The sequence below is a fragment of the Streptomyces sp. NPDC019224 genome, assembly GCF_040632605.1.
Lineage (GTDB): Bacteria > Actinomycetota > Actinomycetes > Streptomycetales > Streptomycetaceae > Streptomyces.
This window is the reverse complement of the sequence record NZ_JBEYCF010000060.1, coordinates 1-24,894: the sequence shown is the minus strand read 5'-3', so window position 1 is coordinate 24,894 and position 24,894 is coordinate 1. Positions and strand designations below refer to the sequence as shown.

The 24,894-nt window shown below is 71.4% G+C and carries 26 protein-coding genes and 2 pseudogenes; 12 read left to right on the top strand and 16 right to left on the bottom strand.

Annotated elements, in window-relative coordinates; genetic code table 11:
• Positions 1–183: 183 nt before the first annotated feature.
• The 3 genes from ABZ564_RS28500 to ABZ564_RS28490 are packed head-to-tail and all read left to right on the top strand — an operon-like array spanning position 184 to position 2,587.
• On the top strand, positions 184–999 hold the full coding sequence (locus tag ABZ564_RS28500; protein WP_360861913.1) for an NAD(P)-dependent oxidoreductase: 816 nt from the start codon (positions 184–186) through the stop codon (positions 997–999).
• 52 nt (positions 1,000–1,051) lie between these two features.
• Positions 1,052–1,333, top strand: coding sequence for a hypothetical protein (locus ABZ564_RS28495; protein ID WP_360861911.1), 282 nt, complete (start codon positions 1,052–1,054; stop codon positions 1,331–1,333).
• 36 nt (positions 1,334–1,369) lie between these two features.
• Positions 1,370–2,587, top strand: a complete 1,218-nt coding sequence (locus ABZ564_RS28490) for a TerD family protein (protein ID WP_360861909.1) — start codon at positions 1,370–1,372, stop codon at positions 2,585–2,587.
• Between the two features lie 58 nt (positions 2,588–2,645).
• On the opposite strand, the gene ABZ564_RS28485 is transcribed toward ABZ564_RS28490, so the two are convergent.
• The 3 genes from ABZ564_RS28485 to ABZ564_RS28475 all read right to left on the bottom strand — a co-directional run bounded on the left by ABZ564_RS28485 (position 2,646) and on the right by ABZ564_RS28475 (position 6,071).
• Positions 2,646–2,876 carry a hypothetical protein gene (locus ABZ564_RS28485; protein WP_037711258.1) on the bottom strand — a complete coding sequence of 77 codons (231 nt, stop codon included), beginning with the start codon at positions 2,874–2,876 and terminating at the stop codon, positions 2,646–2,648.
• A 46-nt stretch (positions 2,877–2,922) separates the two neighbouring features.
• Positions 2,923–4,398, bottom strand: a complete 1,476-nt coding sequence (locus ABZ564_RS28480) for an alkaline phosphatase PhoX (RefSeq protein ID WP_360861906.1) — start codon at positions 4,396–4,398, stop codon at positions 2,923–2,925.
• 173 nt (positions 4,399–4,571) lie between these two features.
• Entirely contained in the window at positions 4,572–6,071 is a 1,500-nt protein-coding gene (locus tag ABZ564_RS28475; protein WP_360861904.1) for a hypothetical protein, read from the bottom strand.
• Between the two features lie 431 nt (positions 6,072–6,502).
• On the opposite strand from ABZ564_RS28475, the gene dapA reads away from it, so the two are divergent.
• Positions 6,503–7,396, top strand: a complete 894-nt coding sequence (dapA, locus tag ABZ564_RS28470) for a 4-hydroxy-tetrahydrodipicolinate synthase (protein WP_360861902.1) — start codon at positions 6,503–6,505, stop codon at positions 7,394–7,396.
• A 27-nt stretch (positions 7,397–7,423) separates the two neighbouring features.
• Here dapA and dapD read toward each other — a convergent pair whose 3' ends face one another.
• A complete protein-coding gene (gene dapD / locus ABZ564_RS28465) occupies positions 7,424–8,413 on the bottom strand; it encodes a 2,3,4,5-tetrahydropyridine-2,6-dicarboxylate N-succinyltransferase (protein WP_360861941.1) in 990 nt (329 codons plus the stop codon).
• Positions 8,414–8,596: 183 nt separating this feature from the next.
• A pseudogene (locus ABZ564_RS28460) lies at positions 8,597–8,952 on the bottom strand (MFS transporter); the annotation flags it as partial.
• 10 nt (positions 8,953–8,962) lie between these two features.
• Between ABZ564_RS28460 and ABZ564_RS28455 the strand changes: the two are divergent.
• A pseudogene (locus ABZ564_RS28455) lies at positions 8,963–9,433 on the top strand (peroxiredoxin); the annotation flags it as partial.
• A 110-nt stretch (positions 9,434–9,543) separates the two neighbouring features.
• Positions 9,544–10,833: a lipase gene (locus tag ABZ564_RS28450; protein WP_360861900.1), complete on the top strand. Its 1,290-nt coding sequence runs from the start codon at positions 9,544–9,546 to the stop codon at positions 10,831–10,833.
• Positions 10,834–10,840: 7 nt separating this feature from the next.
• On the opposite strand, the gene ABZ564_RS28445 is transcribed toward ABZ564_RS28450, so the two are convergent.
• From ABZ564_RS28445 to ABZ564_RS28435, 3 genes are all read right to left on the bottom strand, one after another.
• Positions 10,841–11,377 (bottom strand): TetR family transcriptional regulator, encoded by a 537-nt coding sequence (locus tag ABZ564_RS28445; RefSeq protein WP_360861898.1) that lies wholly within the window; start codon positions 11,375–11,377, stop codon positions 10,841–10,843.
• Positions 11,377–11,697, bottom strand: a complete 321-nt coding sequence (locus tag ABZ564_RS28440) for a multidrug efflux SMR transporter (protein WP_360861896.1) — start codon at positions 11,695–11,697, stop codon at positions 11,377–11,379. The genes ABZ564_RS28445 and ABZ564_RS28440 overlap by 1 nt, the downstream gene beginning before the upstream one ends.
• Positions 11,698–11,809: 112 nt before the next feature.
• Positions 11,810–12,175, bottom strand: coding sequence for a VOC family protein (locus tag ABZ564_RS28435; protein ID WP_360861894.1), 366 nt, complete (start codon positions 12,173–12,175; stop codon positions 11,810–11,812).
• A gap of 186 nt (positions 12,176–12,361) precedes the next feature.
• On the opposite strand from ABZ564_RS28435, the gene ABZ564_RS28430 reads away from it, so the two are divergent.
• The 3 genes from ABZ564_RS28430 to ABZ564_RS28420 all read left to right on the top strand — a co-directional run bounded on the left by ABZ564_RS28430 (position 12,362) and on the right by ABZ564_RS28420 (position 15,131).
• Positions 12,362–12,781 carry a hypothetical protein gene (locus ABZ564_RS28430; protein ID WP_360861892.1) on the top strand — a complete coding sequence of 140 codons (420 nt, stop codon included), beginning with the start codon at positions 12,362–12,364 and terminating at the stop codon, positions 12,779–12,781.
• Between the two features lie 9 nt (positions 12,782–12,790).
• Positions 12,791–14,590 carry an alpha/beta hydrolase gene (locus tag ABZ564_RS28425; protein ID WP_360861890.1) on the top strand — a complete coding sequence of 600 codons (1,800 nt, stop codon included), beginning with the start codon at positions 12,791–12,793 and terminating at the stop codon, positions 14,588–14,590.
• Between the two features lie 73 nt (positions 14,591–14,663).
• Complete coding sequence (locus tag ABZ564_RS28420) at positions 14,664–15,131, top strand: hypothetical protein (protein ID WP_360861888.1); 468 nt, start codon at positions 14,664–14,666, stop codon at positions 15,129–15,131.
• A 63-nt stretch (positions 15,132–15,194) separates the two neighbouring features.
• Here the strand turns inward: ABZ564_RS28420 and ABZ564_RS28415 are convergent, their stop codons facing one another.
• The 8 genes from ABZ564_RS28415 to ABZ564_RS28380 form a co-directional block, all read right to left on the bottom strand.
• Complete coding sequence (locus tag ABZ564_RS28415; RefSeq protein ID WP_143618889.1) at positions 15,195–15,533, bottom strand: metal-sulfur cluster assembly factor; 339 nt, start codon at positions 15,531–15,533, stop codon at positions 15,195–15,197.
• Entirely contained in the window at positions 15,530–15,985 is a 456-nt protein-coding gene (gene sufU, locus ABZ564_RS28410; protein ID WP_073968341.1) for a Fe-S cluster assembly sulfur transfer protein SufU, read from the bottom strand. Before sufU ends, ABZ564_RS28415 begins: the two co-directional genes overlap by 4 nt.
• Positions 15,986–16,005: 20 nt before the next feature.
• Positions 16,006–17,262, bottom strand: a complete 1,257-nt coding sequence (locus ABZ564_RS28405; RefSeq protein WP_360861885.1) for a cysteine desulfurase — start codon at positions 17,260–17,262, stop codon at positions 16,006–16,008.
• Positions 17,259–18,023, bottom strand: a complete 765-nt coding sequence (sufC, locus tag ABZ564_RS28400; protein WP_360861883.1) for a Fe-S cluster assembly ATPase SufC — start codon at positions 18,021–18,023, stop codon at positions 17,259–17,261. The genes ABZ564_RS28405 and sufC overlap by 4 nt, the downstream gene beginning before the upstream one ends.
• Positions 18,024–18,030: 7 nt before the next feature.
• Positions 18,031–18,348 carry a bifunctional 3-phenylpropionate/cinnamic acid dioxygenase ferredoxin subunit gene (locus ABZ564_RS28395; RefSeq protein ID WP_018555702.1) on the bottom strand — a complete coding sequence of 106 codons (318 nt, stop codon included), beginning with the start codon at positions 18,346–18,348 and terminating at the stop codon, positions 18,031–18,033.
• Positions 18,348–19,529, bottom strand: a complete 1,182-nt coding sequence (gene sufD / locus ABZ564_RS28390; protein WP_360861881.1) for a Fe-S cluster assembly protein SufD — start codon at positions 19,527–19,529, stop codon at positions 18,348–18,350. The genes ABZ564_RS28395 and sufD overlap by 1 nt, the downstream gene beginning before the upstream one ends.
• An 83-nt stretch (positions 19,530–19,612) precedes the next feature.
• On the bottom strand, positions 19,613–21,034 hold the full coding sequence (gene sufB, locus ABZ564_RS28385) for a Fe-S cluster assembly protein SufB (protein WP_360861879.1): 1,422 nt from the start codon (positions 21,032–21,034) through the stop codon (positions 19,613–19,615).
• Complete coding sequence (locus ABZ564_RS28380) at positions 21,031–21,771, bottom strand: metalloregulator ArsR/SmtB family transcription factor (protein WP_360861877.1); 741 nt, start codon at positions 21,769–21,771, stop codon at positions 21,031–21,033. Before ABZ564_RS28380 ends, sufB begins: the two co-directional genes overlap by 4 nt.
• Positions 21,772–21,907: 136 nt before the next feature.
• Here ABZ564_RS28380 and ABZ564_RS28375 point away from each other — a divergent pair, with 136 nt between their 5' ends.
• From ABZ564_RS28375 to ABZ564_RS28365, 3 genes are all read left to right on the top strand, one after another.
• A complete protein-coding gene (locus ABZ564_RS28375; protein ID WP_360861875.1) occupies positions 21,908–22,867 on the top strand; it encodes an ABC transporter ATP-binding protein in 960 nt (319 codons plus the stop codon).
• The gene (locus tag ABZ564_RS28370) at positions 22,864–23,631 is read left to right on the top strand and encodes an ABC transporter permease (RefSeq protein WP_360861873.1); all 768 of its coding nucleotides are present in this window, start codon (positions 22,864–22,866) and stop codon (positions 23,629–23,631) included. The genes ABZ564_RS28375 and ABZ564_RS28370 overlap by 4 nt, the downstream gene beginning before the upstream one ends.
• Positions 23,632–23,740: 109 nt before the next feature.
• A complete protein-coding gene (locus tag ABZ564_RS28365; RefSeq protein ID WP_360861871.1) occupies positions 23,741–24,754 on the top strand; it encodes a COX15/CtaA family protein in 1,014 nt (337 codons plus the stop codon).
• Positions 24,755–24,894: the final 140 nt, after the last annotated feature.

Below are 24,894 nucleotides of genomic sequence, written 5' to 3'. Positions count from 1 at the left end.
TTCGTGAACGCATCCACGCTAGGGCGCGGGGCGCGCCGGGGTCAAGGCGCGAGGACCGCAGTCCATTGCGGGGCCTTTGCCCTCGATCGCCGGACAGGTGCGCTTTGCCCGCGCCCCTTGACGGCCCCTCACCCCCCACATACCTTGTCCACGCATGTGAACCTGATCCAAGAGGAGACCCGCATGCCCGCCCCAACGCCCCGCACCGTCCTGCTCACCGGCGCCGCCGGCGGCCTCGGCACTCTGATGCGCGAGCTGCTGCCCGCCCACGGCTACGCGCTGCGCCTGTTCGACATGGTGCCGATCGAGGGCGAGCCGGACGCGATCACCGCCGACCTCGGAGACACGGACGCCCTGCGCGAGGCCGTGGCGGGGGTCGACGCGATCATCCACCTCGCGGGCATCTCCCTGGAAGCCCCGTTCGACAAGATCCTCAAGGCGAACATCGAGGGCACGTACAACCTGTACGAGGCCGCGCGGGAGGCCGGCGTCCGGCGTGTCGTGTTCGCCTCGTCCAACCACGCGGTGGGATTCACCCCGCGCCCGCGCCCGGGCGACCCGCTGATCCCGGTGGACACCCCGCGCCGCCCCGACACCTTCTACGGGCTGTCCAAGTCGTTCGGCGAGGACCTCGCCCAGCTGTACTGGGACCGGCACGGCATGGAGACGGTGTCCGTCCGCATCGGCTCCTGCTTCCCCGAGCCGACGTCCGTACGGATGCTGTCGGTGTGGATGAGCCCCGCCGACGGCGCCCGGCTGTTCGACGCCGCGCTCACCGCCGAGAACGTGGGGCACACCGTAGTGAACGGCTCGTCGGACAACACCCGGCTGTGGTGGGACCTGAGCTCCGCCCGGGCGCTGGGCTACGACCCGCAGGACGACTCGGAGCCGTACGCGGCGAAGCTCATCGCGGAACAGGGCGAGCTGGACCCGGACAACCCGGACCACGCGCACCTCGGCGGCCACTTCTGCACCAACCCGCCGGTCTGGCCGTACTGAGGCCGCGGAAAAGCCGTCGTCCCGGCACGCGCCGGGGCGGCAGGATGCGGCCATGACGAGACCTTCGGGATTCGGGTACGAGCAGCACGGCGACGCGGGCGTCACCCTCACCCACCACGGCCGCCCGGCGGGCACCCTGCGCGGCGGCCGGGCGGAGAAGTTCCCGGCCGAGGTGGAGGCGGGCGACGCCCGGCCGGTGACGGCCCGCTGGACGGGGGCGTACAAGCACGGCGACGAGCGCACCGCGCGCGATCACCCGCGCAACCGCTGGCGGGGCCGGCCCCGGGTGCGGCACGGAAGCCTCCGCCGTACGGGCGAACCCTTCGAAAGGTAAGGGAACGGCAAAGCCGGGTCGTTCGTTCATCCGGACATGACCGCTATGACACCTGGCTCGAACCTCTCCCTCACCGCCGTCCGCGTGGCGGTGGACGTCGCGGCGCCCGTGCGGCTCGACGTGTCGGGCCTGCTGCTCACCGCCGACGGCAAGGTCCGCTCCGACGACGACTTCATCTTCTACAACCAGCCCTCGGGCCCCGGGGTGAGCTACCGCTCCGGCGGCGGCAGCGCGCCGGACTCCGTCGTCGTGGACACCGCCTCGGTGCCCGCGGGCATCGAGAAGATCGTCGTCACGGCGAGCCCGGACGCCGCCGGCCAGACCTTCCAGGGCATCGAGCCGACCGCCACCGTGCGCGACGCGGACAACGGCAGCGTGCTCGCGTCCTTCACCCCTCCCCGGCTGGGCGCCGAGACCGCGCTCGTGGTCATGGAGGTCTACCGGCGCGGCGGCGCCTGGAAGGTCCGCGCGGTCGGCCAGGGCTATACGAACGGGCTGGCCGGCATCGCCACCGACTTCGGCGTCTCGGTCGACGAGGCCCCGGCCGCCGCGCCGGCTCCCCCGGCACCGGTCACCGCCCCCGCGCCCCCGCCGCCCGTCGCCGCCCCGGTGGACCCGCGCATCGCTCCCCCCGCGCCGAGCGCCCCTCCGGCGCCCGCGGCACCGCCCGCGCCGGGCCGGATCAACCTCGACAAGGGCCGGGTCAGCCTCCGGAAGAACGAGACCGTCTCGCTGGTCAAGGCGGGCCGGCCGCTGCTCTCCCAGGTCAAGATGGGCCTCGGCTGGGAGCCCGCCTTCCGCGGCAAGGACATCGACCTGGACGCCTCGGTCATCGCGTACGGCCCCCAGCGCAACCACCTGGACAGCTGCTACTTCGGCAGGCTGTCCATCCTGAACGGCGCGATCAAGCACTCCGGGGACAACCTCACCGGCGAGGGCGCGGGGGACGACGAGGTGATCGTCGTGGACCTGGGCCGGATTCCCCCGGAGGCGACCGGCCTGGTCTTCACGGTCAACTCGTTCACGGGACAGAAGTTCACCGACGTGTCCAAGGCCTACTGCCGACTGGTCGACGCCGCCACCGACGAGGAGCTGGTCCGCTTCGACCTGACCGGGGCGGAGCCGCAGACCGGCGTGATGATGGCCAAGCTGATCAAGCAGTTCTCCGGGGAGTGGGAGATGACCGCGATGGGCGACTTCGTGAAGTCGCGGACCGTCCGGGGCATGGTCAAGCCCGCCGCCCAGGCCCTGTAGGCGCGCATGCGTCAGGGGCCGCCCGCGCACGGATGCGGACGGCCCCTGACGATCGGCCTCAGAGCTTCGTCAGCTTGGAGTACGGGCTCAGGATTCTCCCCTGGCGGCCCGAGAAGTCGATGAGTACCGCGTCGTTGTCGCCCTCGACGGCGAGGACGCGGCCGAGACCGAACTGGTCGTGCGAGACCCGGTCACCCACATCGAACAACTCGACCGGTGGGGCCGCCTGGGCCGGGCGGTTGAAGGGACTGGACGGCAGGTGGCGCCGGGAGCCGGCTGACTGTTTCATTACGTCGAGTATGCGCCCCGGAGGCGCCCGGCGCCATGCCCCGCCGCTAACGGTTGGGCTGCCGCTTCCACGGACCGGTGATGGCGACCATGATCCCCGGGGTCTGGATGTTGGCGAACAGCGTCCTGCCGTCCGGCGAGAACGTGACCCCGGTGAACTCGCTGTACTCCGGCTCTTCCTCGCTGCCGATGTTCAGCTCGTTGCGCGCGATCGGGTAGGTGCGGCCGCTCTCCGTCGCCCCGAAGAGGTGCTGGACGCCCTCGCCGTCCTCGGAGATGACCAGGCCGCCGTACGGCGAGACGGTGATGTTGTCCGGGCCGTCGAAGGCGCCGTCCTTCGACGGGTCGGGGTTGACGCCGAGAAGCACCTTCAGGGTCAGCGTGCGGCGCTTCGGGTCGTAGAACCAGACCTGGCCGTCGTGCTGGACGGGGCTCTCGCTCCGGGCGAAGGAGGACACGATGTACGCGCCGCCGTCGCTCCACCACATGCCCTCCAGCTTGCGGGCGCGGGTGATCTCGTTGTCGGCGAACTGCTTGCGCACCGAGACGGACTTGGCGTCGCGGTCCGGCACGTCGACCCAGTCCACGCCGTACACGGTGCCGGTCTTCGTGGCCCGGGAGAGGTCGTCGACGAACTTCCCGTTCTTGTCGAAGCACTTGAACGCCTGGAGCACGCCCGCGTCGTCGGCGAGGGTGCGCAGCTTGCCGCGGCCGTGCCGGAAGCCGTGCGGCGGGACCCAGCGGTAGAGGAGGCCGTTGGGCCCCGAGGCGTCCTCGGTGAGGTAGGCGTGCCCCTGCTTGGGGTCGATGACGACCGCCTCGTGCGCGTACCGGCCGAAGGCCTTGATGGGGCGCGGGGAGCGGTTGGCGCGCTTGTCGTACGGGTCGACCTCGAAGACGTAGCCGTGGTCCTTGAGCAGGCCGTTCTTGCCGGCCTTGTCCTCGGTCTCCTCGCAGGTGAGCCAGGTGTCCCACGGGGTGGCGCCGCCGGCGCAGTTGGTGGAGGTGCCGGCGATGCCGACCCACTCGGCGGTGCGGCCGTCGCGGCGGGTCTCGACGACGGTGCAGCCCCCCGCGGCGACCGGGTCGTAGACGAGGCCCTCGGTGAGGGGCACGGGGTGCTCCCAGCCGGCCCGGGTGCCGCTCAGCTCGTGGTTGTTCACCAGCAGGGTCACCCCGCGCGGGCCCTCGAAGGCGGCCGTGCCGTCGTGGTTGGAGGGCGTGTACTCGCCGCTCTCCAGCTTGGTGACCCCGCAGCGCGTGATGATCCGGTACGAGAATCCGGCGGGCAGCGCGAGTATGCCCTCGGGGTCGGGGCGCAGCGGCCCGTAGCCGGGCTCGTGCCCGTGCCCGTGGCCGTCGTGGTCGTGACCGTGGCCGTCGTGGTCGTCGTGGCCGTGCTTCGGGTCCCCGGCGGCGAGGGCACCGGGCGCGGTGGCCAGCGCGGCGACGGTTCCGGTGAGGGCGATGCCGGCGCCGGTGAGGGCGGACTGTCTGGTGAATTCCCTGCGCGTGAAGGCCATCACGTACTCCTGGTGCTGCGGGGGCGTGCTGTTGACGGGCTCACCGTTCCGTCCGTTCCCCAACAACAGTTGAACCCGCGACGACTTCGGGGCGGTCCTTTCGTTGAACATCGGCCACGGGCGGGCGGCCCGTGCCCGGCCGCCCGCCCGTGGCATCTCCGCGGTACGCCTGCTCAGTCGGCCGAACCGGCGCGCGAGCGTGCCTTGAACGCGGCCTTGCGGGCGTCCTTGGCCTGCTTCTTGTCGCTGTGCAGCCGCCCCATCACCTCCAGGACGTCCGCGGTCGCCGGGTGGTCGACGCGCCATGCCTCGTCGAAGAAGCCGCTGTGCTGGCCGGACAGGCCCTCGACCAGGCCCTGGAGTTCGTCGAGGTCGCCGTCCGCCTCCAGCTGGGCCGCGATCGTGTCGATGGCGAGCCAGAAGATCATCGCCTCCGAGGGTGCGGGGACCCCGTCCGCGCCCCGCTCGGCGAGCCAGACCCGGGCCAGGCCGCCGAGCTCCGGGTCGTCGAGCACCGCGCGCACGGCGGGTTCGGCCTCCGCGCCGACCAGGGCGAGCGCCTGCTGGCAGTGCAGCCGGCGCAGCGGGGCCAGGGGGTCCGCCCCCCGGGCCGCGTCCAGGAGTTCGGCGGCGGCGCCGTCAAAGCCACGGCGGGCCAGCCACAGCTGGATCTCGGCGCGGGCCGCGGCCTCCGGGTAGTGGGCGACGCCGCCGAGGAGCACGTCGGCGCCCTTGTCCACGAGGTCGCCGACCGCCGGGGCGTCCACCCCGGCCTCCAGCATGCGGGCGCGGATGCCGTAGAGACCGAGGGGGGTCAGCCGGACCATGCCGTAGCGGGTGACGTCCTCCTCGTCGGCGGGGGGCTCGGCGCCCTCGCCCTCCTCGACGAGCAACGCCTCGTCCAGCGGCTGGTATTCGACGATGCCGATGGGTTCGAGCACCCGGAACTGGTCGTCCAGGCGCATCATCGCGTCCGAGACCTGCTCCAGCACGTCGTCGGTGGGCTCGCCCATGTCGTCGGGGACGATCATCGAGGCGGCGAGCGCGGGCAGCGGCACGGGCGCGCCGTCCGCCCCCTCGCCGACGGTGAGCAGGTAGAGGTTGCCGAGGACGCCGTCCAGGAACTCCGCCTCGGTCTCCGGGTCCCAGTCGAGCGCGTCGAAGTCGATCGAGCCGTCCTCGCCCACGAGGTCGGCGAAGTCGTCGAAGGCGGGCGCGGTGGCGTCGGCGTACGCGGCCTCCAGGCCGTCGAGCCAGATCGCCAGGACGTCCGCCGGTGAACCGCCGGTCAGCAGCGCGAGGTTCTCGCCCGCGGTGACGGTCCCCAGCACCTCGTCGCCCCCGGTCTCGTCGTCCTCGTCGAAGCCGCCCTCCAGGTCCCCCGCCTCCGGGGCCGGGTCCTCGATGTCGACGAGCCCGGTGTCGACGGCCAGCCGCCATGCCTCGCTGGCCTCCGCCGCGCCGTCCTCGTCCGGAGTGAGGCCGAGGTGCTCGGCGGCGGCGGGCAGTTGCGCGTCGACGAGTTCGCCGCCGGCCCCGACCCTGGTGTCCGGGCCGGCCCAGCGGGCGAGCCGTGCGGCGCGGGCGAGCAGCGGCGCGGCAAGCGCGTCCCGTGCCAGCTCGGCCTCGGTGTGCAGCCGGACCGGCGGCAGGGTCGGGCGCTCTGCGGACATCAGGGGGTCTCCTCGGAACGTACGGGTTTCGGTCGCCGGGCCGGATACGGGCCGGGCGGCTCAGGACGTGTCCCACGGGGCTCGCCATCCGCCCGGCACGTGCGACGGGGCGGGGTGACTCCCGGGAACAGACCCTAAGCGTAGACGCATTCCGCCGCGTGCCGACCGGAATGCGGGCAAGGCTCCCGGCGCCCGGCCGGGGTTCTGCCCCACGCCGGACGGGGGCGTCGGTGCCGGACTCGCCGACCGGAGCCGGACGGACGCGCACCGCTCCCACGCCTCGCCGCAAGCCACGAGGATGTCGAGCTCGCCCGCACGGCGCCCGCGGGCGCCGTGAGATCCCGGCCCCACCCACCTTTGAGCATCGCTTCACCTTCACCCGCAGCAGATCTAAGTGGACCTTCACGGTCCAACGGGCCGAGACTGCGGGAATGACGCCTTCCGCACCTGCCCGCCCCCGCCCCTTCGGCCGCGCCCTCTGCGCCATGATCACCCCGTTCACCGCCGACGGCGCCCTCGACCCGGAGGCGGCGGCCGCGCACGCCGCCGCCCTGGTCGCGGGCGGCTGCGACGGGCTGGTGCTCAGCGGCACCACCGGCGAGTCCCCTACCACGTCCGACGCGGAGAAGGCGGAACTGCTGCGCGCGGTACGGGAGGCGGTCGGCCCGGACGTGCCGCTGGTCGCGGGCGTCGGCACCTCGGACACCCAGCACACGATCGGGCTGGCGCGCCAGGCCGAACAGGCGGGCGCGGACGGGCTCCTGGTGGTGACCCCGTACTACAGCAGGCCCCCGCAGGCGGCCGTGGAGGCGCACTTCCGGCGGGTCGCCGACGCGGCGGGCCTGCCGGTGATGCTGTACGACATCCCGGGCCGCACCGGCACCCGCATCGAGCCGGAGACGATGCTGCGGCTGGCGGAGCACCCGCGCATCGTGGCCGTGAAGGACTGCTCGCAGGACCTGCCGGCGGCGACCCGGGTGATCGCGGCCGGCGGGCTCGCGTACTACTCGGGCTGCGAGGAGCTGAACCTGCCGCTGTACGCGGTGGGCGGGGCGGGATACGTCAGCACGGTCGCCAACGTGGTGCCCGGCCGGATGCGGGCGGTGCTGGACGCCTTCGACGCCGGGGACACCGCCGGGGCCGCCCGGCTCAACGCGCGGCTCGCCCCGCTGACGGCGCTGATGATGGCGTCCGGACTGCCGGGCACGGTGACCGCGAAGGCGCTGCTGGCCGCGGGGCCGGTGCGCGAACCGCTGCAGCCCGCCGGGCGCGAGGCGTCCGACGGGCTGCGTGCGGCGTACGAGGAACTCCTCGCCCCGGCTTAGCCGTTGCCGCGGAAGAAGGCGCGAGGCTCAGTCGTTGCTGTGCAGGACGTCGTTGAGGCCGTCCCAGACCGCGTTGTTCGGGCGGGCCTCGACGGCTCCGGTGACCGAGTTGCGGCGGAAGAGGATGTTCGAGGCGCCGGAGAGCTCGCGGGCCTTGACCACCTGGCCGTCCGGCATGGTGACGCGGGTGCCGGCGGTGACGTACAGACCGGCCTCGACGACGCACTCGTCGCCCAGCGCGATGCCGACGCCGGCCTCCGCGCCGACCAGGCAGCGCTCGCCGATCACGATGCGCTCCTTGCCGCCGCCGGAGAGCGTGCCCATCGTGGAGGCGCCGCCTCCGATGTCCGAGCCGTCACCGATGACGACGCCGGCGGAGATGCGGCCCTCGACCATCGACGTGCCGAGCGTGCCGGCGTTGAAGTTGACGAAGCCCTCGTGCATGACGGTCGTGCCGGAGGCGAGGTGCGCGCCGAGCCGCACCCGGTCGGCGTCCGCGATCCGTACGCCCTTCGGCGCCACGTAGTCCGTCATGCGCGGGAACTTGTCCACGGAGGTGACCTGGAGGTGCAGGCCCTCGGCGCGGGCGTTGAGCCGCACCTTCTCCAGGTCGTCGACGGCGACCGGGCCGAGCGAGGTCCAGGCCACGTTGGTGAGGAGGCCGAAGAGACCGTCGAGGTTCTGCCCGTGCGGCTGGACCAGGCGGTGCGAGAGCAGGTGCAGGCGCAGGTACGCGTCGTGGGCGTCGAGCGGCTTGTCGTCGAGCGAGGCGATGACCGTGCGCACGGCGACGACCTCGACGCCGCGGCGGGCGTCCACGCCGATGGCCTTGGCGGCGCCCTCGCCGAGCAGGTCGACGGCCCGGTCGGGGCCGAGCCGCTCGGTTCCGGCGGGGCCGGGCTCGGCGGTGAGCTCGGGCGCGGGGAACCAGGTGTCGAGGACGGAACCGTCGCCGGCGATGGTGGCGAGGCCGGCGGCGACGGCGCCGGTGGTGCGGGTGGAAGTCGTGTCGGTCATGACCAGAAACCTAACCGGAGCGGGGCCGCGCGGGCGAACCGGTCTCAGCGTCCGGGCGTCGCGCCGCGGAGCCGGCGGGCTGCGGAGCCGGCGAACCGCGAAGCCGGCGGACCGCGAGGCGTGCACCGCCGGGAGGGAGCCCTGCACCGCCGGGAGGGAGCCCTGCACCGCCGGGTGCGCCCCGCCGGGCCCGGGCAGCCGCCGCGCGGCGAGCACCGCGCCCCCGGCCAACACGCCAGGACCGCGCAGAGGGGCCAGAGCAGGGCGGGGGCGGGGGCGTACAGGGCGCCCCCCAGCGGCGGAGCCAGGACCTGGCCGCTGATCGAGGCGCCCGCGTACAGGCTCTGGAACCGGCCCTGCGCGTGCGCGGGCGCCTGGTCGGCGACGTACGCCGTGGCCGTGGTCTTGTAGAGGATCTCGCCGAGGGTGAGGGCGACCATCATCAGGACGGCGAACGCGGCACCGGCGCCGGGGATCAGCAGCGCGTACCCGGCCCCGACCAGCAGCAGCCCGGTGCCGACGATGGCCAGCGGCGCGCGGGACCCGACCCTGCCGGGGGCGGGCGGCGGCCGCCGGGACCCGGTGGCGGACACCCCGTACACCGTCCTGTACTTCTTCCCCGGCGCCTACGCCCGCCAGGAGTCCTGTCCGCCGGGCCGGTCCGGCATTCCCGGCGCCCGCGGCTGCACGCTCGAATCGTGCACCTACCGCGACCGGCTGGCCGACTTCACGGCGGCGGGCGCGAGCGTGCACGGCCTCTCCACGCAACGCCCGGACGAGCAGGCGGCGTTCGCCGAGGCGGAGCGGCTGCGCTTCCCGCTCCTGTCGGACGCGGAGCTGGAACTGACCGCCGCGCTGCGGCTCCCGACGTTCCGCGCCGGCGGAGTCGTCCGGGCCAAGCGGCTGACCCTGGTGGTGGACCGGGACCGTACGGTCCGCGAGGTGCTGTACCCGGTCACGGACATCGAGGACAGCGTGCGGGCCGCCCTGGCGGCGGTGGAGGGTGCGGACAGCCGCTGACTGATGAGGGGGACAGCCCCCGGACGAGGGCGGGGGCGCACGCCAATGCGCGCGGACGCCTGGGGCGGAACGCTCAAGTGGTCGAGAAAGCACCTGAGTTGGAGAGCTCCATGACCGCATCCGCCCCCTCGCCCGCCTTCCCCGCCCGCCGCTCCCGCGCGCTCCTGCGGGCCGTGGCGGCAGCCACCTGCTGCGGGCTGCTGCTGAGCGGCCCGGCCGCCCTGGCCGCCCCGGCGCCCACCTCCCCCGCGCCCGCCGAGGCGGCGGGGCGGGGCACCCTGGTCTCCGCCGAGCGGCTGTACACCCTGACCACACCGCGGGCCGTCACCGCCGACCTGACCGCGGCCGGGTTCGGCGCGGACACCGTCCGGTACGGCGTCGCCGCCTACCGCCTCGTCTACCGGACCGTCGACGCCCGCGGCCTCCCCACCACGGCGAGCGGCCTCGTCGCCGTGCCCCTGCGCGGCGCACCCCGGTTGCGCGCCGTCTCCTTCGCCCACGGCACCGGCAGCCACAAGGACGACGCGCCGTCCGCCCAGCGCGCCGCGTTCGTCTCGGCGCCGGTGATCGCGCACGCCTCGGCCGGGTCCTTCGCGGTCGCGCCCGACTACCTCGGCATGGGCACTGGTCCGGGCCTCCACCCCTGGATGGACATCGGCTCCGAGACCACGGCATCGCTGGACATGCTCCGGGCCGCCCGCGCCTTCGCGCCCCGCACCGGACACGTCCTGGACCGCGAGGTCATGGTCACCGGCTTCTCGCAGGGGGCGTCGGCGGCCCTCGGGCTCGGCCGTGCGCTCCAGGCGGGTGAGGACCACTGGTTCCGGCTCGGCGCGCTCGCGCCGGTCAGCGGGGCGTACGACTTCGGAGGCGCGGAGCTGCGCGCGCTCCTCGCGGGCGAGCTGGACCCCAAGTCGAGCGTCGTCTACGCCGCTTACACTCTGGTCGCCTTCAACCGTCTGCACGTGGTCTACGAGGAGCCGGCCGAGGTGTTCCGGGAGCCGTACGCCGGCACGGTGGAGGCCCTCTTCGACGGCGCGCACACCGGCCAGGAGCTGATGGCCGGCACCCCGGGGACGCTGGACGATCTGCTGACCGAGCACGGCCGCGGCTTGCTCACGCACCCGACGGGCTCCCTGGCCGAGGCGCTGCGGATCACCGACGCGGTCTGCGCGGACTGGGCCCCGCGCGCCCCGGTCCGCCTCTACATGGCATCCGGCGACGAGCAGGCGACGACCGAGAACACGGAAAGCTGCCGCGCGGCGTTCGCCGGGAACGGGGTGCACGCCCCGGTCACGGACCTCGGCACGGCCGACTACCACGGCTCGCGCCACCTGGGGTCCAACGTGGCGGCCACCCCGCGCATCGTCCGCTGGTTCGCGGAGCCGCCCCGGCGCTGACGGCCCCTCAGCCCGCGACCCGGCCCAGCATCTCGCGCGCGTACGCCTCGTCGTACGCGCCCCCGGTGAGCAGAACCTGGATGCAGATGCCGTCCATCAGGGCGACCAGGGCGCGTGCGGTGGCCGGGCCGGTGCGCGGCTGGAGCAGGGCGGTCACGCCGTCGGTCCACTCGGCGGCGACCGGGCGCAGCGCGGGCCTGCGCAGGGCCGCGAGATACAGTTCGTACTCCAGCTCGGCCCGGCCCCGCCCGCCCGCGAAGAACTCCCCGAGCAGCCGGGCGAGTTCGGCGGCGAGGTCCGCGTCCGGGTCGGCGAGGGCAGGGCTCTCGCGCAGGACGGCGGCGAAGTTCTCGTTGGTCCGGCGCAGGGCGGCGATCAGCAGCTCGTCGAGCGAGGCGAAGTGGTACGTCGTCGAGCCGAGCGGCACATCGGCCTCGGCGGCGACGGAGCGGTGGCTGAGCCCGGCGATGCCCCGCTCGCCGACCACCCGGATCGCCGCGTCGATGATCCGGTCGCGCCGCTCGGGGTCGTACCGCCGGGCCATCAGTGCGCCCCGCCCAGGTTGAGCACCACCACGCCGGCGATGACCAGCAGGACACCGGCCGCCTTGAGCGGACTGGCGGACTCCCCCATGAAGACCATGCCGATGAGGGCCACGGCGGCGGTGCCGACGCCCGCCCAGATCGCGTAGGCGGTGCCGACGGACAGGGTCTTCAGCGTCTGCGCGAGCAGGGAGAAGGCCAGCAGATAGCCGGCGAGGGTGATCAGCGAGGGCCAGAGCCGGGTGAATCCCTCGCTGTATTTCATGGCGGTCGTTCCCGCCACCTCCGCCGCGATGGCCGCGGCGAGCAGTCCGTATCCCATGTGTACAAGTGTACGCAACGGCTGCCCGCGCACGCGGGAGTCCCCGGGAAGCCGGCCACGGCGCTCGCCGGGGCCGCCGCAGCGCATGGCGTAGCGACCCCGGCACGCCGGCTCAGTCGGTGAGCGTCCTCTTCGGACGCAGTACGCAGAACTCGTTGCCCTCCGGGTCGGCCAGCACCACCCACGTCACGTCCGATGGCTGGCCGACCTCGATGCGCCGGGCACCGAGCCCGATCAGCCGCTCGACCTCGGCGGCCTGGTCGTCCGGGCTCAGGTCGATGTGCAGCCGGTTCTTGACCGCCTTGTCCTCGGGCACGGGCAGGAAGCAGATACCGGGCAGTGCGTTCTCGTCGGCACCGATGACGATCTCGTCCTCGTCCTCGTAGAGCACCCGCCAGTCCAGGGCGGCGCACCAGAAGCGGGCCTGGGCGGGCGGATCGTGGGCATCGACGGCGAGCTGGTAGAAGCGCAGGGTCATGCCCCCAGTCTGCCCGTCGCCGCCCACGGCGCGGCCGTGACATCCGGCGTGCGTCGCCAACAGCCTGTTACACAAAGCCGCTTGATTGCATGTGGAAACCGGGAATGATGGCACGCGTGTACGGGCTCGGCCAACCCGGAGGCGGGGCCGGGCCCCAGGGGACAGGGGACACACGGGGAGGACGCAGTGACGTCTGCGCACATGCAGTTGAATCACTATCAGGCCGATGGCTCGGGGGGCGGGCCGGCCGGGCCCGGCACGTCGGCGGACCTGAGGACGAGCAAAAGGGCATGGGCCCAGGCGGGCGAGGACACGAAGGGCCTCGCCGTACCGATCGGTTCCGCGCTGACGAAACTCAAGGACGGGCAGGAGGAGTTGGGCGACGCGGCCGGCTGCCGGAGCGCGGCGGCTCAGCAGGAGCTGTACACCTCCTGGAACACGTACGTGGAGAAGGTCCGCAAGCGCTGCACGTCCCTGGGAGGGCTTCTCGCCTCCTCAGGACACGACCTGGCGAAGCCCGACGAGTCGCTGAGGGCCGAGCTGGACGCGATGAAGGGCACGTACAAGGACACCCCGGCCGTCGGCGGTCAGTCGAAGGGGGCGTGATCCGGGCGCATGGATCTTGCGACGCTGAAGGCGCTCAAGCCCTCGGAGTTCGAGAACGCCGCAGACGCGTACCGGGCGACGGCCGCGATGGCCGAGGCGGCGAAGGACACCGTCGACAACCAGATCGCCGCGGGAATACGCAACCGGCTCGCGGGCGCTACGGCCGAGGCCGCCCTGCGCGAACTGACCGCGGTCTCGAAGAACTTCCAGTACGTACAGACCGAGTGCGGGCTCGTGAGCACCGCGCTGAACGGTTTCGCCTTCGACATGGCTTCGGCCAGGCGGAAGCTGGAAGCGGCGATCGAGGACGCGCGGGCGGACCGCTGCACGGTGCACGCGGACGGCTCGGTCGGCTTCCCGGCCGGCAGGAAGCCCGGTGAGGAGAAGGACGCCGCGGGCGGCACCGTCACCGGCAGCACCGGGAGCGACCCGACAGCCGCCGCCCTGGAACGCCAGGCGGCGAACATCCACCCGAACCCGTACTACGGCGTGGCCATCGAGTACGCCGACCGGATAGCGGACGCCTTGCGGGAAGCCACCGAGGCGGACGCGAAGTGGGAGCCGAAGCTCCGCGCCCTCCGCGCCGACGACGACCTCGCGGTCTCGAACCGGGACTGGACGGACGTGACCTCCGACCGGGACGGGGTGGCCGAGGCCGCCGACCCCTACCTGGACAGCATCGAGCCCCCGCCGAAAGGAGCCACCCCCGAGGAGAGCGCGGCGTGGTGGAAGAGCCTCACTCCGGAGCAGCAGGCCGACTACCTGGCGGTCCACCCGAACGCCATCGGATCGATGAACGGCCTCCCGTCCGACGTCCGCGACGACGCGAACAGAATGGTTCTGGACGAGACGAGGGCGAAATACCAGCTGGATCTGAATGCCATTCCGAAAGAGCCGGTCACATACGCCCCCAATGCCAACGGCAGCTATCCCGCTGCGGTCGTCACCGCGGAATGGCGGCAGTGGAACGACAAGTACGGGGGCAGGAAGGCCGGGCTCGAGGGCGCGCTCAAGGGAATGGAGGCCATCCAGGAACGATTCGACCGTACGGGCGAGAAGGGGCTTCCCGAGGCGTATCTGCTCGGCTTCGATCCCACCGGCCTCGGAGACGGGAAGATCATTCTCGCCAATGGGAATCCTGACACGGCGGACCATGTGGGCGTCTGGGTCCCCGGCACGAAAGCGAGCCTGGAATCCACCCGCGGGGACCTGGGCCGCACCGAAGGACTCTGGAGCACGAGTCACCAGTTGGCCCCTGACCAGAAAATCTCCACCATCCTGTGGCTCGACTACAACGCACCGGACAACGTCGCTCCGCAGGCGACGCGTGGGGAGTACGCGGAAGAAGGGGGCCCGAGGCTTCACGACTTCCTGGAGGGGAACAGAGTCGCGCAGCAGGCCGCCGACGGCACTCGCTCACACACGACCGTCCTCGGACACAGCTACGGCAGCACAGTCGTCGGCGTCTCGGCGCAGTCGGGGACCTGGCAGGACCTCAAGGCCGCCGACGACTATGTCTTCGCGGGCAGTCCCGGTGTCCAAGCCGATCACGCTGCGGACCTGGGCGTCAGAGGCGACCACGTGTGGGCCATGGGAGCCGATGGCTGGGACGACCGAATAGTCCGCGAGGGGGGCCGATTCCTGGGGCTCGGCGACAACGGAAGCATCCCCACCGACGATTCCTTCGGCGGGAACATCATGAAAAGCGATGCCCACAGCCACAAGGAATTCTACGAAGAGGACTCCCTCAGCCTGCTCAATCAGGCAGCCGTCATCGCCGGCCGTTACTCCAAGGTGAAACTTGAATAGTAGATTTTCTGCACTGGGACTCAGTATCGCGCTATGCGCGCTTTCAGTGGCGTGTTCAGGAAAGGATGCGGCGATGGAGACACGGGACAAGGCTGCCGCGGTGGCAGATGTCGAGCAGGCGTCCAGCCGAATTCTCGAAATCATCGACGTCAAGGGTAAAGCAACGGAGCCGGGGGCGATGACGATGCCCTGCTCGGACGATTACAGCCAGGAAGAGCCCTACTACGCGTATCACCCCTGGAGTCTCTACAAGGCGCCGTTCGCCGAGCTGGAGAAGGGCATGAACCGCCTGCGGGCCGGGCTTCCGAAGGACGGCTGGAAGATCACGAAGGACGGCATGGACGGCACGATCGGCAACAGTCCACAGATCGTCGCCGAGTCCAAGGGGCGGCGGGTCATGGTTGACATAAGACTGAACAAAGAGGTCAAGTCCGAGAAGGCCCCTGCCATGCTGACAGTCACCGTCCAGTCACGCTGCTACCGCTTGCCGACCACCCCGGCGACACCGGAGGAACAGTCCCCCCACCTGTGGCGGCCGTAACGCCGAACGGCCCCCGGCGGGATCGCCGGGGGCCGTTCGGGTTCGTACGCGGAACGCGGATGCTCAGACGTTGAAGCCCAGCGCGCGCAGCTGCTCGCGGCCGTCGTCCGTGATCTTGTCGGGGCCCCACGGCGGCATCCAGACCCAGTTGATCCGGAGCTCGTTGACGATGCCGTCCGTCGCGGACTTCGCCTGGTCCTCGATGACGTCGGTCAGCGGACAGGCCGCGGACGTGAGAGTCATGTCGAGGGTGGCGATGTTGGCGTCGTCGATGTGGATGCCGTAGATCAGCCCCAGGTTGACGACGTCGATGCCCAGCTCGGGGTCGACCACGTCGTACAGCGCTTCGCGGACCTCCTCCTCGGTGGCCGGCTTGGTGGTCACGGTCTCGTTGTCGCTCATGCGGTCTTCCCTTCGGACAGCGCCTGCGCCGTCGCGTCCTTCCACGCCATCCAGCTGAGCAGCGCGCACTTCACCCGGGCCGGGTACTTGGAGACACCGGCGAACGCGACCGCGTCCTCCAGCACCTCCTCCATCGCGTCGTCGGGCTCCAGCTGCCCCTTCGACTGCATCAGCTCCAGGAACGCGGCCTGGATCTTCTGCGCCTCGCCCAGCTCCTTGCCGACCAGCAGCTCGTTCAGCACGGAGGCGCTGGCCTGGCTGATGGAACAGCCCTGGCCCTCGTAACTCACATCGGCGATGGTCTCGCCGTCGTACCGCACCCGCAGCGTGATCTCGTCACCGCACGTCGGATTGACGTGGTGCACCTCGGCGTCGCCGTCCCGCAGGCCGCGCCCGTGGGGGTGCTTGTAGTGGTCCAGGATCACTTCCTGGTACATGGAATCCAGCTTCACGAGTCAATCCCCAGCCGCGTCTAGGCGAAAAAGTTCCGGACGTGTTCCAGGCCGTCCACCAGGGCGTCGACCTCGGCGGGCGTGGAGTACAGATAGAACGACGCTCGCGTCGTCGCAGGAATTCCGTACCGCAGGCAGACCGGGCGGGCGCAGTGGTGGCCGACCCGGACCGCGATGCCCAGTTCGTCCAGCACCTGCCCCACGTCGTGCGGGTGGATGTCGCCGAGCGTGAAGGAGATCGTCGCGCCGCGGTCCTCCGCGGTGGCCGGGCCGATGATCCGGAGGTCCGGCACCTCGAGGAGCCGCTTCACCGCGTAGGCGGTGATGGCCTGCTCGTGGCGGTGGATGTTCTCCATGCCGATCGCCGAGAGGTAGTCCACGGCCGCGCCGAGGCCGACGGCCTGCGCGATCGGGGGCGTACCGGCCTCGAACTTGTGCGGGGCGGGCGCGTAGGTCGACGAGTGCATCGAGACGGTCTCGATCATCTCGCCGCCGCCGAGGAACGGCGGCAGGTCCTCCAGGAGCTCCTGTCGTCCCCAGAGCACGCCGATGCCGGTCGGGCCGACCATCTTGTGACCGGTGAAGGCCACGAAGTCGGCCTGGAGCGCCTGCACGTCGAGGACCATGTGCGGGGCCGCCTGGGAGGCGTCGACGCAGACGAGCGCACCGACCTCCTGGGCGCGCCGGACGATCTTCTCGACCGGGTTGTGCGTGCCCATGATGTTCGAGACCAGCGTGAAGGAGACGATCTTCGTCTTCTCGGTGATGATCTCGTCGATGTTGGACAGGTCGAGCCGGCCGTCGTCGGTGATGCCGAACCACTTCAGCTTCGCGCCCGTGCGCTGCGAGAGCAGCTGCCAGGGCACGATGTTGGAGTGGTGCTCCATCTCCGTGGTGACGATCTCGGTCTCGTGGTCGACCCGGTAGGGCTCGTCGGCCCAGCCGAGCATGTTGGCCACGAGGTTGAGCGACTCCGAGGCGTTCTTGGTGAAGATGACCTCGTTGCGGCTGGGTGCGTTGATGAAGGCGGCGACCTTGTCACGGGCGCCCTCGTACAGCGCCGTGGCCTCCTCCGCGATCGTGTACACACCGCGGTGCACATTTGCGTTGTGCCGCTCGTAGTACTCGTTGAGGGCGTCGAGAACCTGGCGCGGCTTCTGGGATGTCGCGGCACTGTCCAGGTAAACGATCTTCTTCCCGTCGTGGACCGTGCGGTCCAGAAGGGGGAAGTCCTTGCGGATCGCCTCGGTGTCGAGGAGGCCCGGCAGCTGTGTCACGCGGCAGCGCCACCCTTCACGTACGCCTCGTAGCCCTCGTTCTCCAGCTTGTCGGCGAGCTCGGCGCCGCCGGACTCGGCGATCCGGCCGTTGGCGAACACGTGCACGAAGTCGGGCTTGATGTACCGGAGGATCCGGGTGTAGTGCGTGATCAGCAGGGTGCCGACCTCGCCGGTGTCGCGGACCCGGTTGACGCCCTCGGAGACGATGCGCAGGGCGTCGACGTCCAGACCGGAGTCGGTCTCGTCGAGGATGGCGACCTTCGGCTTGAGGAGCTCCAGCTGAAGGATCTCGTGGCGCTTCTTCTCACCGCCGGAGAAGCCCTCGTTGACGTTGCGCTCGGCGAAGGCCGGGTCCATCTGGAGCTGGGCCATCGTGTCCTTGACCTCCTTCACCCAGGTACGCAGCTTGGGGGCCTCGCCGCGGACGGCGGTGGCGGAGGTGCGCAGGAAGTTGGAGACCGAGACACCGGGGATCTCGACCGGGTACTGCATGGCGAGGAACAGGCCGGCGCGGGCCCGCTCGTCGACGGACATCTCCAGGACGTCCTCGCCGTCCAGGGTCACCGTGCCGCTGGTGACGGTGTACTTGGGGTGACCGGCCAGCGAGTAGGCGAGGGTGGACTTGCCGGACCCGTTGGGGCCCATGATGGCGTGGGTCTCGCCCTGCTTCACGGTCAGGTCGACGCCCTTGAGGATCTCCTTCGTGGCGTTGTCGGCCTCGACGGTGACGTGCAGGTCGCGGATTTCAAGCGTTGCCATGGGTGACTCAGGACTCCTGGGTGACGGAGACGAGCACATCGTCCCCTTCGATCTTGACGGGGTATACGGGGACGGGGCGCGTCGCGGGAAGACCGGACGGCTTGCCGGTGCGGAGGTCGAAGCTCGATCCGTGCAGCCAGCACTCGATCGAGCAGTCCTCGACCTCGCCCTCGGACAGCGAGACGTTCGCGTGCGAGCAGATGTCGTTGATCGCGAACACCTCGCCCTCGGTGCGGACGACGGAGACCGGCGTGCCGTCGAGCTCCACCCGTTTGGGGGTGTCGTCCTCCAGCTCGCTCAGCGCGCACGCCTTGACGAAGGCCATCAGACCGACGCCTCCAGCTCGGCCTCGATCTTGTCGAGGAGCCGGCCCTCGACGTCCGGCAGGCCGATCTGCTGGACCAGCTCGGCGAAGAAGCCGCGCACGACGAGGCGGCGGGCCTCCTCGGCCGGGATGCCGCGGGACTGGAGGTAGAACAGCTGCTCGTCGTCGAAGCGGCCGGTCGCGGAGGCGTGGCCGGCGCCGACGATCTCGCCGGTCTCGATCTCCAGGTTCGGCACCGAGTCGACCCGCGCACCGTCGGTCAGAACCAGGTTCCGGTTCATCTCGTAGGTGTCGGTGCCCTCGGCCGGGGCCTGGATGAGCACGTCGCCGATCCACACCGCGTGCGCGTCCTCGCCCTGGAGCGCGCCCTTGTAGGCCACGTTGGACTTGCAGTGCGGGGTGTTGTGGTCGACCAGGAGGCGGTGCTCCTGGTGCTGGCCCTTGTCGGTGAAGTACAGGCCGAACAGCTCGGCCTCGCCGCCGGTGCCCGCGTACGCGATCCGGGGGTGCAGCCGGACCAGGTCGCCGCCGAAGGTGACGACGACGGACTTGAACGAGGCGTCCCGGCCGACCAGCGCGTTGTGCTGGCCGACGTGGACGGCGCGCTCGTCCCAGTCCTGCACGGAGACGACGGTCAGCTTGGCTCCGTCGCCCAGGACGTAGTCGACGTTGGCGGCGAGCACCGCGTCACCGGTGTGGTCGATGACGACGACGGCCTCGGCGAAGGCACCCAGCTCCACGACCTGGTGGCCGTAGGCGACCCCGCCCTCGCCGTGCACGGCGATCCGGATCGGCTCGGTGAGCACGGCCTCCTTGGGGACGGTGACGACGTGGGCCTGCTCGAAGGACGAGTAGGCCTGCGCGGCCACCCGGTCCACCGGCTTGCCGGCCTTGCCGAGCCGGGCGTCGTCGCGGCCGACGGTCTCGACCGTGACGCCCTCGGGGGCCTCGATCGCGACCTTCACACCGCTGCCGGTGGCGACGGCGGTGCCGTCGTGCAGGCCGCGCAGCCGCTCCAGCGGGGTGAACCGCCACTCCTCCTCACGGCCGTGCGGGACGGGGAAGTCCGCGACGTCGAAGGACGGGGGGGCGCTCATGCGCGTGGCGACGGTCGACTCCGCGGCCACCGCGATGGAACCGGCGGTGGTGGACCCCGCGGGGATGTTCTGAGCCTCAGCCATGGCTGTCGTAGTGCTCGCTTTCTCGGTCGGACAGGTGTCGGGGAGGTTCGGGGGCCGGCCCTGCCGGGCCGGCCTCGGCGGCACTAGCCGACCGAACCCTCCATCTGCAGCTCGATCAGCCGGTTGAGCTCCAGGGCGTACTCCATCGGGAGTTCCTTGGCGATCGGCTCGACGAAGCCGCGCACGATCATCGCCATGGCCTCGAACTCGGTCATGCCGCGGCTCATCAGGTAGAAGAGCTGGTCCTCGGAGACCTTGGAGACGGTCGCCTCGTGGCCCATCGACACGTCGTCCTCGCGGACGTCCACGTACGGGTAGGTGTCGGACCGGGAGATCGTGTCGACGAGCAGCGCGTCGCACAGGACGTTGGACTTCGCGCCCGGCGCGCCCTCGCCGATCTCGATCAGACCGCGGTAGGAGGTGCGGCCGCCGCCTCGGGCCACCGACTTGGAGACGATGTTGGACGAGGTGTTCGGGGCCATGTGGACCATCTTGGCGCCGGCGTCCTGGTGCTGGCCCTCGCCCGCGAAGGCGATGGACAGGGTCTCGCCCTTGGCGTGCTCGCCCATCAGGTAGACGGCCGGGTACTTCATGGTGACCTTGGAGCCGATGTTGCCGTCGACCCACTCCATGGTCGCGCCCTCGTAGGCCACGGCGCGCTTGGTGACCAGGTTGTAGACGTTGTTCGACCAGTTCTGGATCGTCGTGTAGCGGCAGCGGCCGCCCTTCTTCACGATGATCTCGACGACCGCGGAGTGCAGCGAGTCGGAGGAGTAGATCGGGGCCGTGCAGCCCTCGACGTAGTGGACGTAGGCGTCCTCGTCGACGATGATCAGCGTCCGCTCGAACTGGCCCATGTTCTCCGTGTTGATACGGAAGTAGGCCTGGAGCGGGATCTCGACGTGCACGCCCTTCGGGACGTAGATGAACGAGCCACCGGACCAGACCGCCGAGTTCAGCGAGGCGAACTTGTTGTCGCCGACCGGGATGACGGTGCCGAAGTACTCCTTGAAGAGCTCCGGGTGCTCCTTCAGCGCGGTGTCGGTGTCCATGAAGATGACACCCTGCGCCTCCAGCTCCTCGTTGATCTGGTGGTAGACGACCTCGGACTCGTACTGCGCGGCGACGCCGGCGACCAGGCGCTGCTTCTCCGCCTCGGGGATGCCGAGCTTGTCGTACGTGTTCTTGATGTCCTCGGGCAGGTCCTCCCAGGACTCCGCCTGCTTCTCCGTCGAGCGGACGAAGTACTTGATGTTGTCGAACTCGATGCCCGACAGGTCCGAGCCCCAGTTCGGCATCGGCTTCTTGCCGAAGAGCTTGAGGCCCTTGAGCCGCAGCTTCAGCATCCAGTCCGGCTCGTTCTTCTTCTCCGAGATGTCGCGGACGACGGCCTCGGAGAGGCCGCGCTTGGCCGCCGCGCCTGCCTCGTCGGAGTCGGCCCAGCCGAATTCGTACGTGCCCAGGCCCTCGAGCTCAGGGTGGGCAGTCTCCGTGGGGAGCGTCATGCGGGGTTCCTCCCGGCCGTGCTTGCAGATGCTGAATCGGTGGTCTGTGGGGTGGGGTGGCCGCTGCGCGGAATGTACGTCGTGCACACCCCGTCGCCGTGGGCGATGGTGGCCAGACGCTGCACATGGGTCCCCAGGAGGCTGGAGAAGATCTCCGTCTCCGCCTCGCACAGCTGCGGGTACTGCTCGGCGACGTGTGCGACCGGGCAGTGGTGCTGGCACAGCTGCTCACCCTGCTGCGGGCCCGGCGCGCTGCGCGCCGTAGCAGCGTACCCGTCGGCGGACAGCGCCTTGGCCAGCGCCTCCGTGCGCGCCTCGGGGTCCGCGGCCTCGATCGCCGCGCGGTAGGCCGCCGACTGCTCGGCGGTCCTGGCCCGGGCGAACGCCATGACCGCTTCGTCGCCCGCGGTCTCGGCGATCCAGCGCAGGGCGTCCGCGGCGAGCGTGTCGTAGGACTGGTCGAAGGCGTCCCGGCCGCAGTCGGTGAGGGCGAACACCTTGGCCGGGCGGCCCCGGGTCCGCGCCCCGTACACCCGCTTCTCACGGGCCTCGACGACGCCGTCGCAGGCGAGGGCGTCGAGATGGCGGCGGACGGCCGCCTGGGTGAGCCCCAGGCGCTCCGCCAGCTCCGCGACGGTGGACGGGCCGTGGTCCAGGATGGAGCGCGCGACGCGGTTGCGCGTCGAGCGCTCCCCGGTCGCGAGTTCCTCCTGAGGAGCCTCGCCCGTGTATTTCACAACGCCATTGTTGCGTAATTCACCCGACCCTGACAACCACGGTCCGAAACGATCAACCGTGCAATCCATCACTTAGGGTTACCTAATCAAGCCCCCGGGCCGGGGCACGGCGCGCGGCTGCCTAGACTCGTCTGCCATGAACAGCGAGCCCGCCCCGCCTCCCCCGGGACCCTTCTCCGGCCCGGCCGTCCGGATCAGCGGCCTGGTGAAGCGGTACGGCGACAAGACCGCGGTGGACGGCCTCGACCTGGAGATCCCGGCCGGCGCGGTCACCGCCGTGCTCGGCCCCAACGGCGCCGGCAAGACCACCACCATCGAGACCTGCGAGGGCTACCGGCGCCCCGACGGCGGCACGGTCCGGGTCCTGGGGCTCGACCCCGTCGCCGACGCGGCACGGCTGCGCCCCAGGATCGGCGTGATGCTCCAGTCCGGCGGGATCTACTCCGGCGCCCGCGCCGACGAGATGCTCCGCCACATGGCGAAGCTGCACGCCCACCCGCTCGACGTCGACGCCCTGATCGAGCGCCTCGGCCTCGGCTCCTGCGGCCGCACCACCTACCGCAGGCTCTCCGGCGGCCAGCAGCAGCGGCTCGCCCTGGCCATGGCCGTCGTCGGCCGGCCCGAGCTGGTCTTCCTGGACGAGCCCACCGCCGGGCTCGACCCGCAGGCCCGCCGCTCCACCTGGGACCTCGTCCGGGAACTGCGCGCCGACGGCGTGGGCATCGTGCTCACCACCCACTTCATGGACGAGGCCGAGGAGCTGGCCGACGAGGTCGCCGTCATCGACGCCGGCCGGATCGTCGCCCAGGGCAGCCCCGAGGCCCTGTGCCGGGGCGGCGCGGAGAACACCCTGCGCTTCACCGGACGCCCCGGGCTCGACCTCGGCTCACTGCTCAAGGCGCTCCCCGACGGCACCGGGGCGGCCGAGCTGAGCACCGGCGCCTACCGCATCACCGGCGACATCGACCCGCAGCTGCTGGCCACCGTCACCTCCTGGTGCGCCCAGCACGGCGTGATGCCCTCCGGCATCTCCGTGGAGCGCCACACCCTGGAGGACGTCTTCCTCGAACTGACCGGCAAGGAGCTGCGCGCATGAGCGCCGGTACGTACACCCCCCGGCCGGGCGCCGCCCCGCTGCCGCGCATGATCGCCGCGCAGACCGCGCTGGAGACGCGGATGCTGCTGCGCAACGGCGAGCAGCTGCTGCTGACCGTGGTCATCCCGACGCTGCTGCTGGTGCTGTTCAGCTCGGTCGACATCGTCGACACCGGCACGGGCGAGGCGGTCGACTTCCTGACGCCCGGCGTGCTGGCGCTGGCCGTGATGTCGACGGCCTTCACCGGCCAGGCCATCGCCACCGGTTTCGAGCGGCGCTACGGGGTGCTCAAGCGCCTGGGCGCCTCCCCGCTGCCCCGCTGGGCGCTGATGACCGCGAAGACCCTGTCCGTGCTGGTCACCGAGGTGCTCCAGGTGGTGCTGCTGACGGTGATCGCCTTCGCGCTGGGCTGGTCGCCGCACGGCGACCCGCTGGCCGTGCTGCTGCTCCTGGTGCTGGGGACGGCCGCCTTCTCCGGGCTCGGGCTGCTGATGGCCGGGACCCTGAAGGCGGAGGCGACGCTCGCCGCCGCCAACCTGGTCTTCCTGCTGCTCCTGGTGGGCGGCGGGGTGATCGTGCCGCTGGAGAAGTTCCCGGACGCGGTGCAGTCGGTGCTGGGGCTGCTGCCGATCGCGGCCCTCTCGGACGGGCTGCGGGACGTCCTCGCGCACGGCGCCGGGATGCCGTGGGGCGACCTGGGCGTCCTCGCGGTCTGGACGGTGCTGGGGCTCGGCGCGGCGGCGCGGTTCTTCCGCTGGGAGTGAGCCCCCGGATGCGTTCCGTCGCCGTTTCGGGCAACTCGTCCCCCAGGGGGCCGTCGCTCCGATCAGGGCGGCGCCCCCTCGTGAAAGCTTGCACAAGCGGCGTCCTACCATGGTGCGCGTGCCCAAGCTGACCCGAGCCGAAGTCGCTCAAGCCCTGCGCAACCCGCTGCTGTACATCGCCGAGGTCTGGACGCCCCAGCCCAGGACGGTGCGCCGGGCGGCCATGTCGGCGGTCGTGATGGCCGTCGTCATCGTCGTGACCGGCGGCGCCGTCCGGCTGACCGGCTCCGGTCTCGGCTGCCCGACCTGGCCGAAGTGCACCGACGAGAGCCTGACGACGACGAGCGCGATGGGCTTCCACGGCGCCATCGAGTTCGGCAACCGCATGCTCACGTACGTGCTGTGCGCGGCGGTCGGCTGGGCGATCATCGCGGCCCGCTCCGCGAAGCCCTGGCGGCGCGGCCTCACCCTGCTGGGCTGGGTGCAGTTCTGGATCGTGATGGGCAACGCCGTGCTCGGCGGCATCGTGGTGCTCGTCGGCCTCAACCCGTACACCGTCGCGGCGCACTTCCTGCTGTCCACCGCGCTGCTCACGGTCGCCCTGATGACCTGGCAGCGGGCCCGCGAGGGCGACGAGGCACCGCGCCCGCTGGTCGGCAAGGCGGTCGCCCAGCTGGCCCGGCTCCTCGCCGTCGCGGCGGGGCTGCTGATCGCCGTGGGCACGGTGGTGACGGGCGCCGGGCGGCACGCGGGCGACTCCAGCGATGTGCACCGCATCCCGCTCGACTGGAAGCTGGTCACCCAGCTGCACGCCGACCTGGCGTGGGTCGTGGTGGCGCTGACCGTCGCGCTCTGGTTCGTCCTGAAGGCCGTGGACGCGCCCATCGGCCCGCTGCACCGGGCCCGTGAGCTGTTCCTGATCCTGCTGGCCCAGGGGATCGTGGGCTATGTGCAGTACTTCACCGACACCCCGGAGATCCTGGTCGGGGTGCACATGCTCGGCTCGTGCCTGGTGTGGATCGGAGTCGTACGCGTACTGCTGTCGCTGCGGGAGCGGCCGGTGGCCGCCGCCCCGGTGGCCGAGCCGGCCGTCGCGCAGCCGGAGCCCGCGAGGGCCGGCTGACACCGGCACCCCACAACGGATCGGGGCTCTCGTTCCGCGGTTGCGCTCCGGTGGTGCCGACGCGGGCCAGGTGGGCGGTGGCGCCGGGGGCGTCGAGGGTGGCCTCGGTGACGGCGTGCAGGGTCAGGCCGGAGATGTCG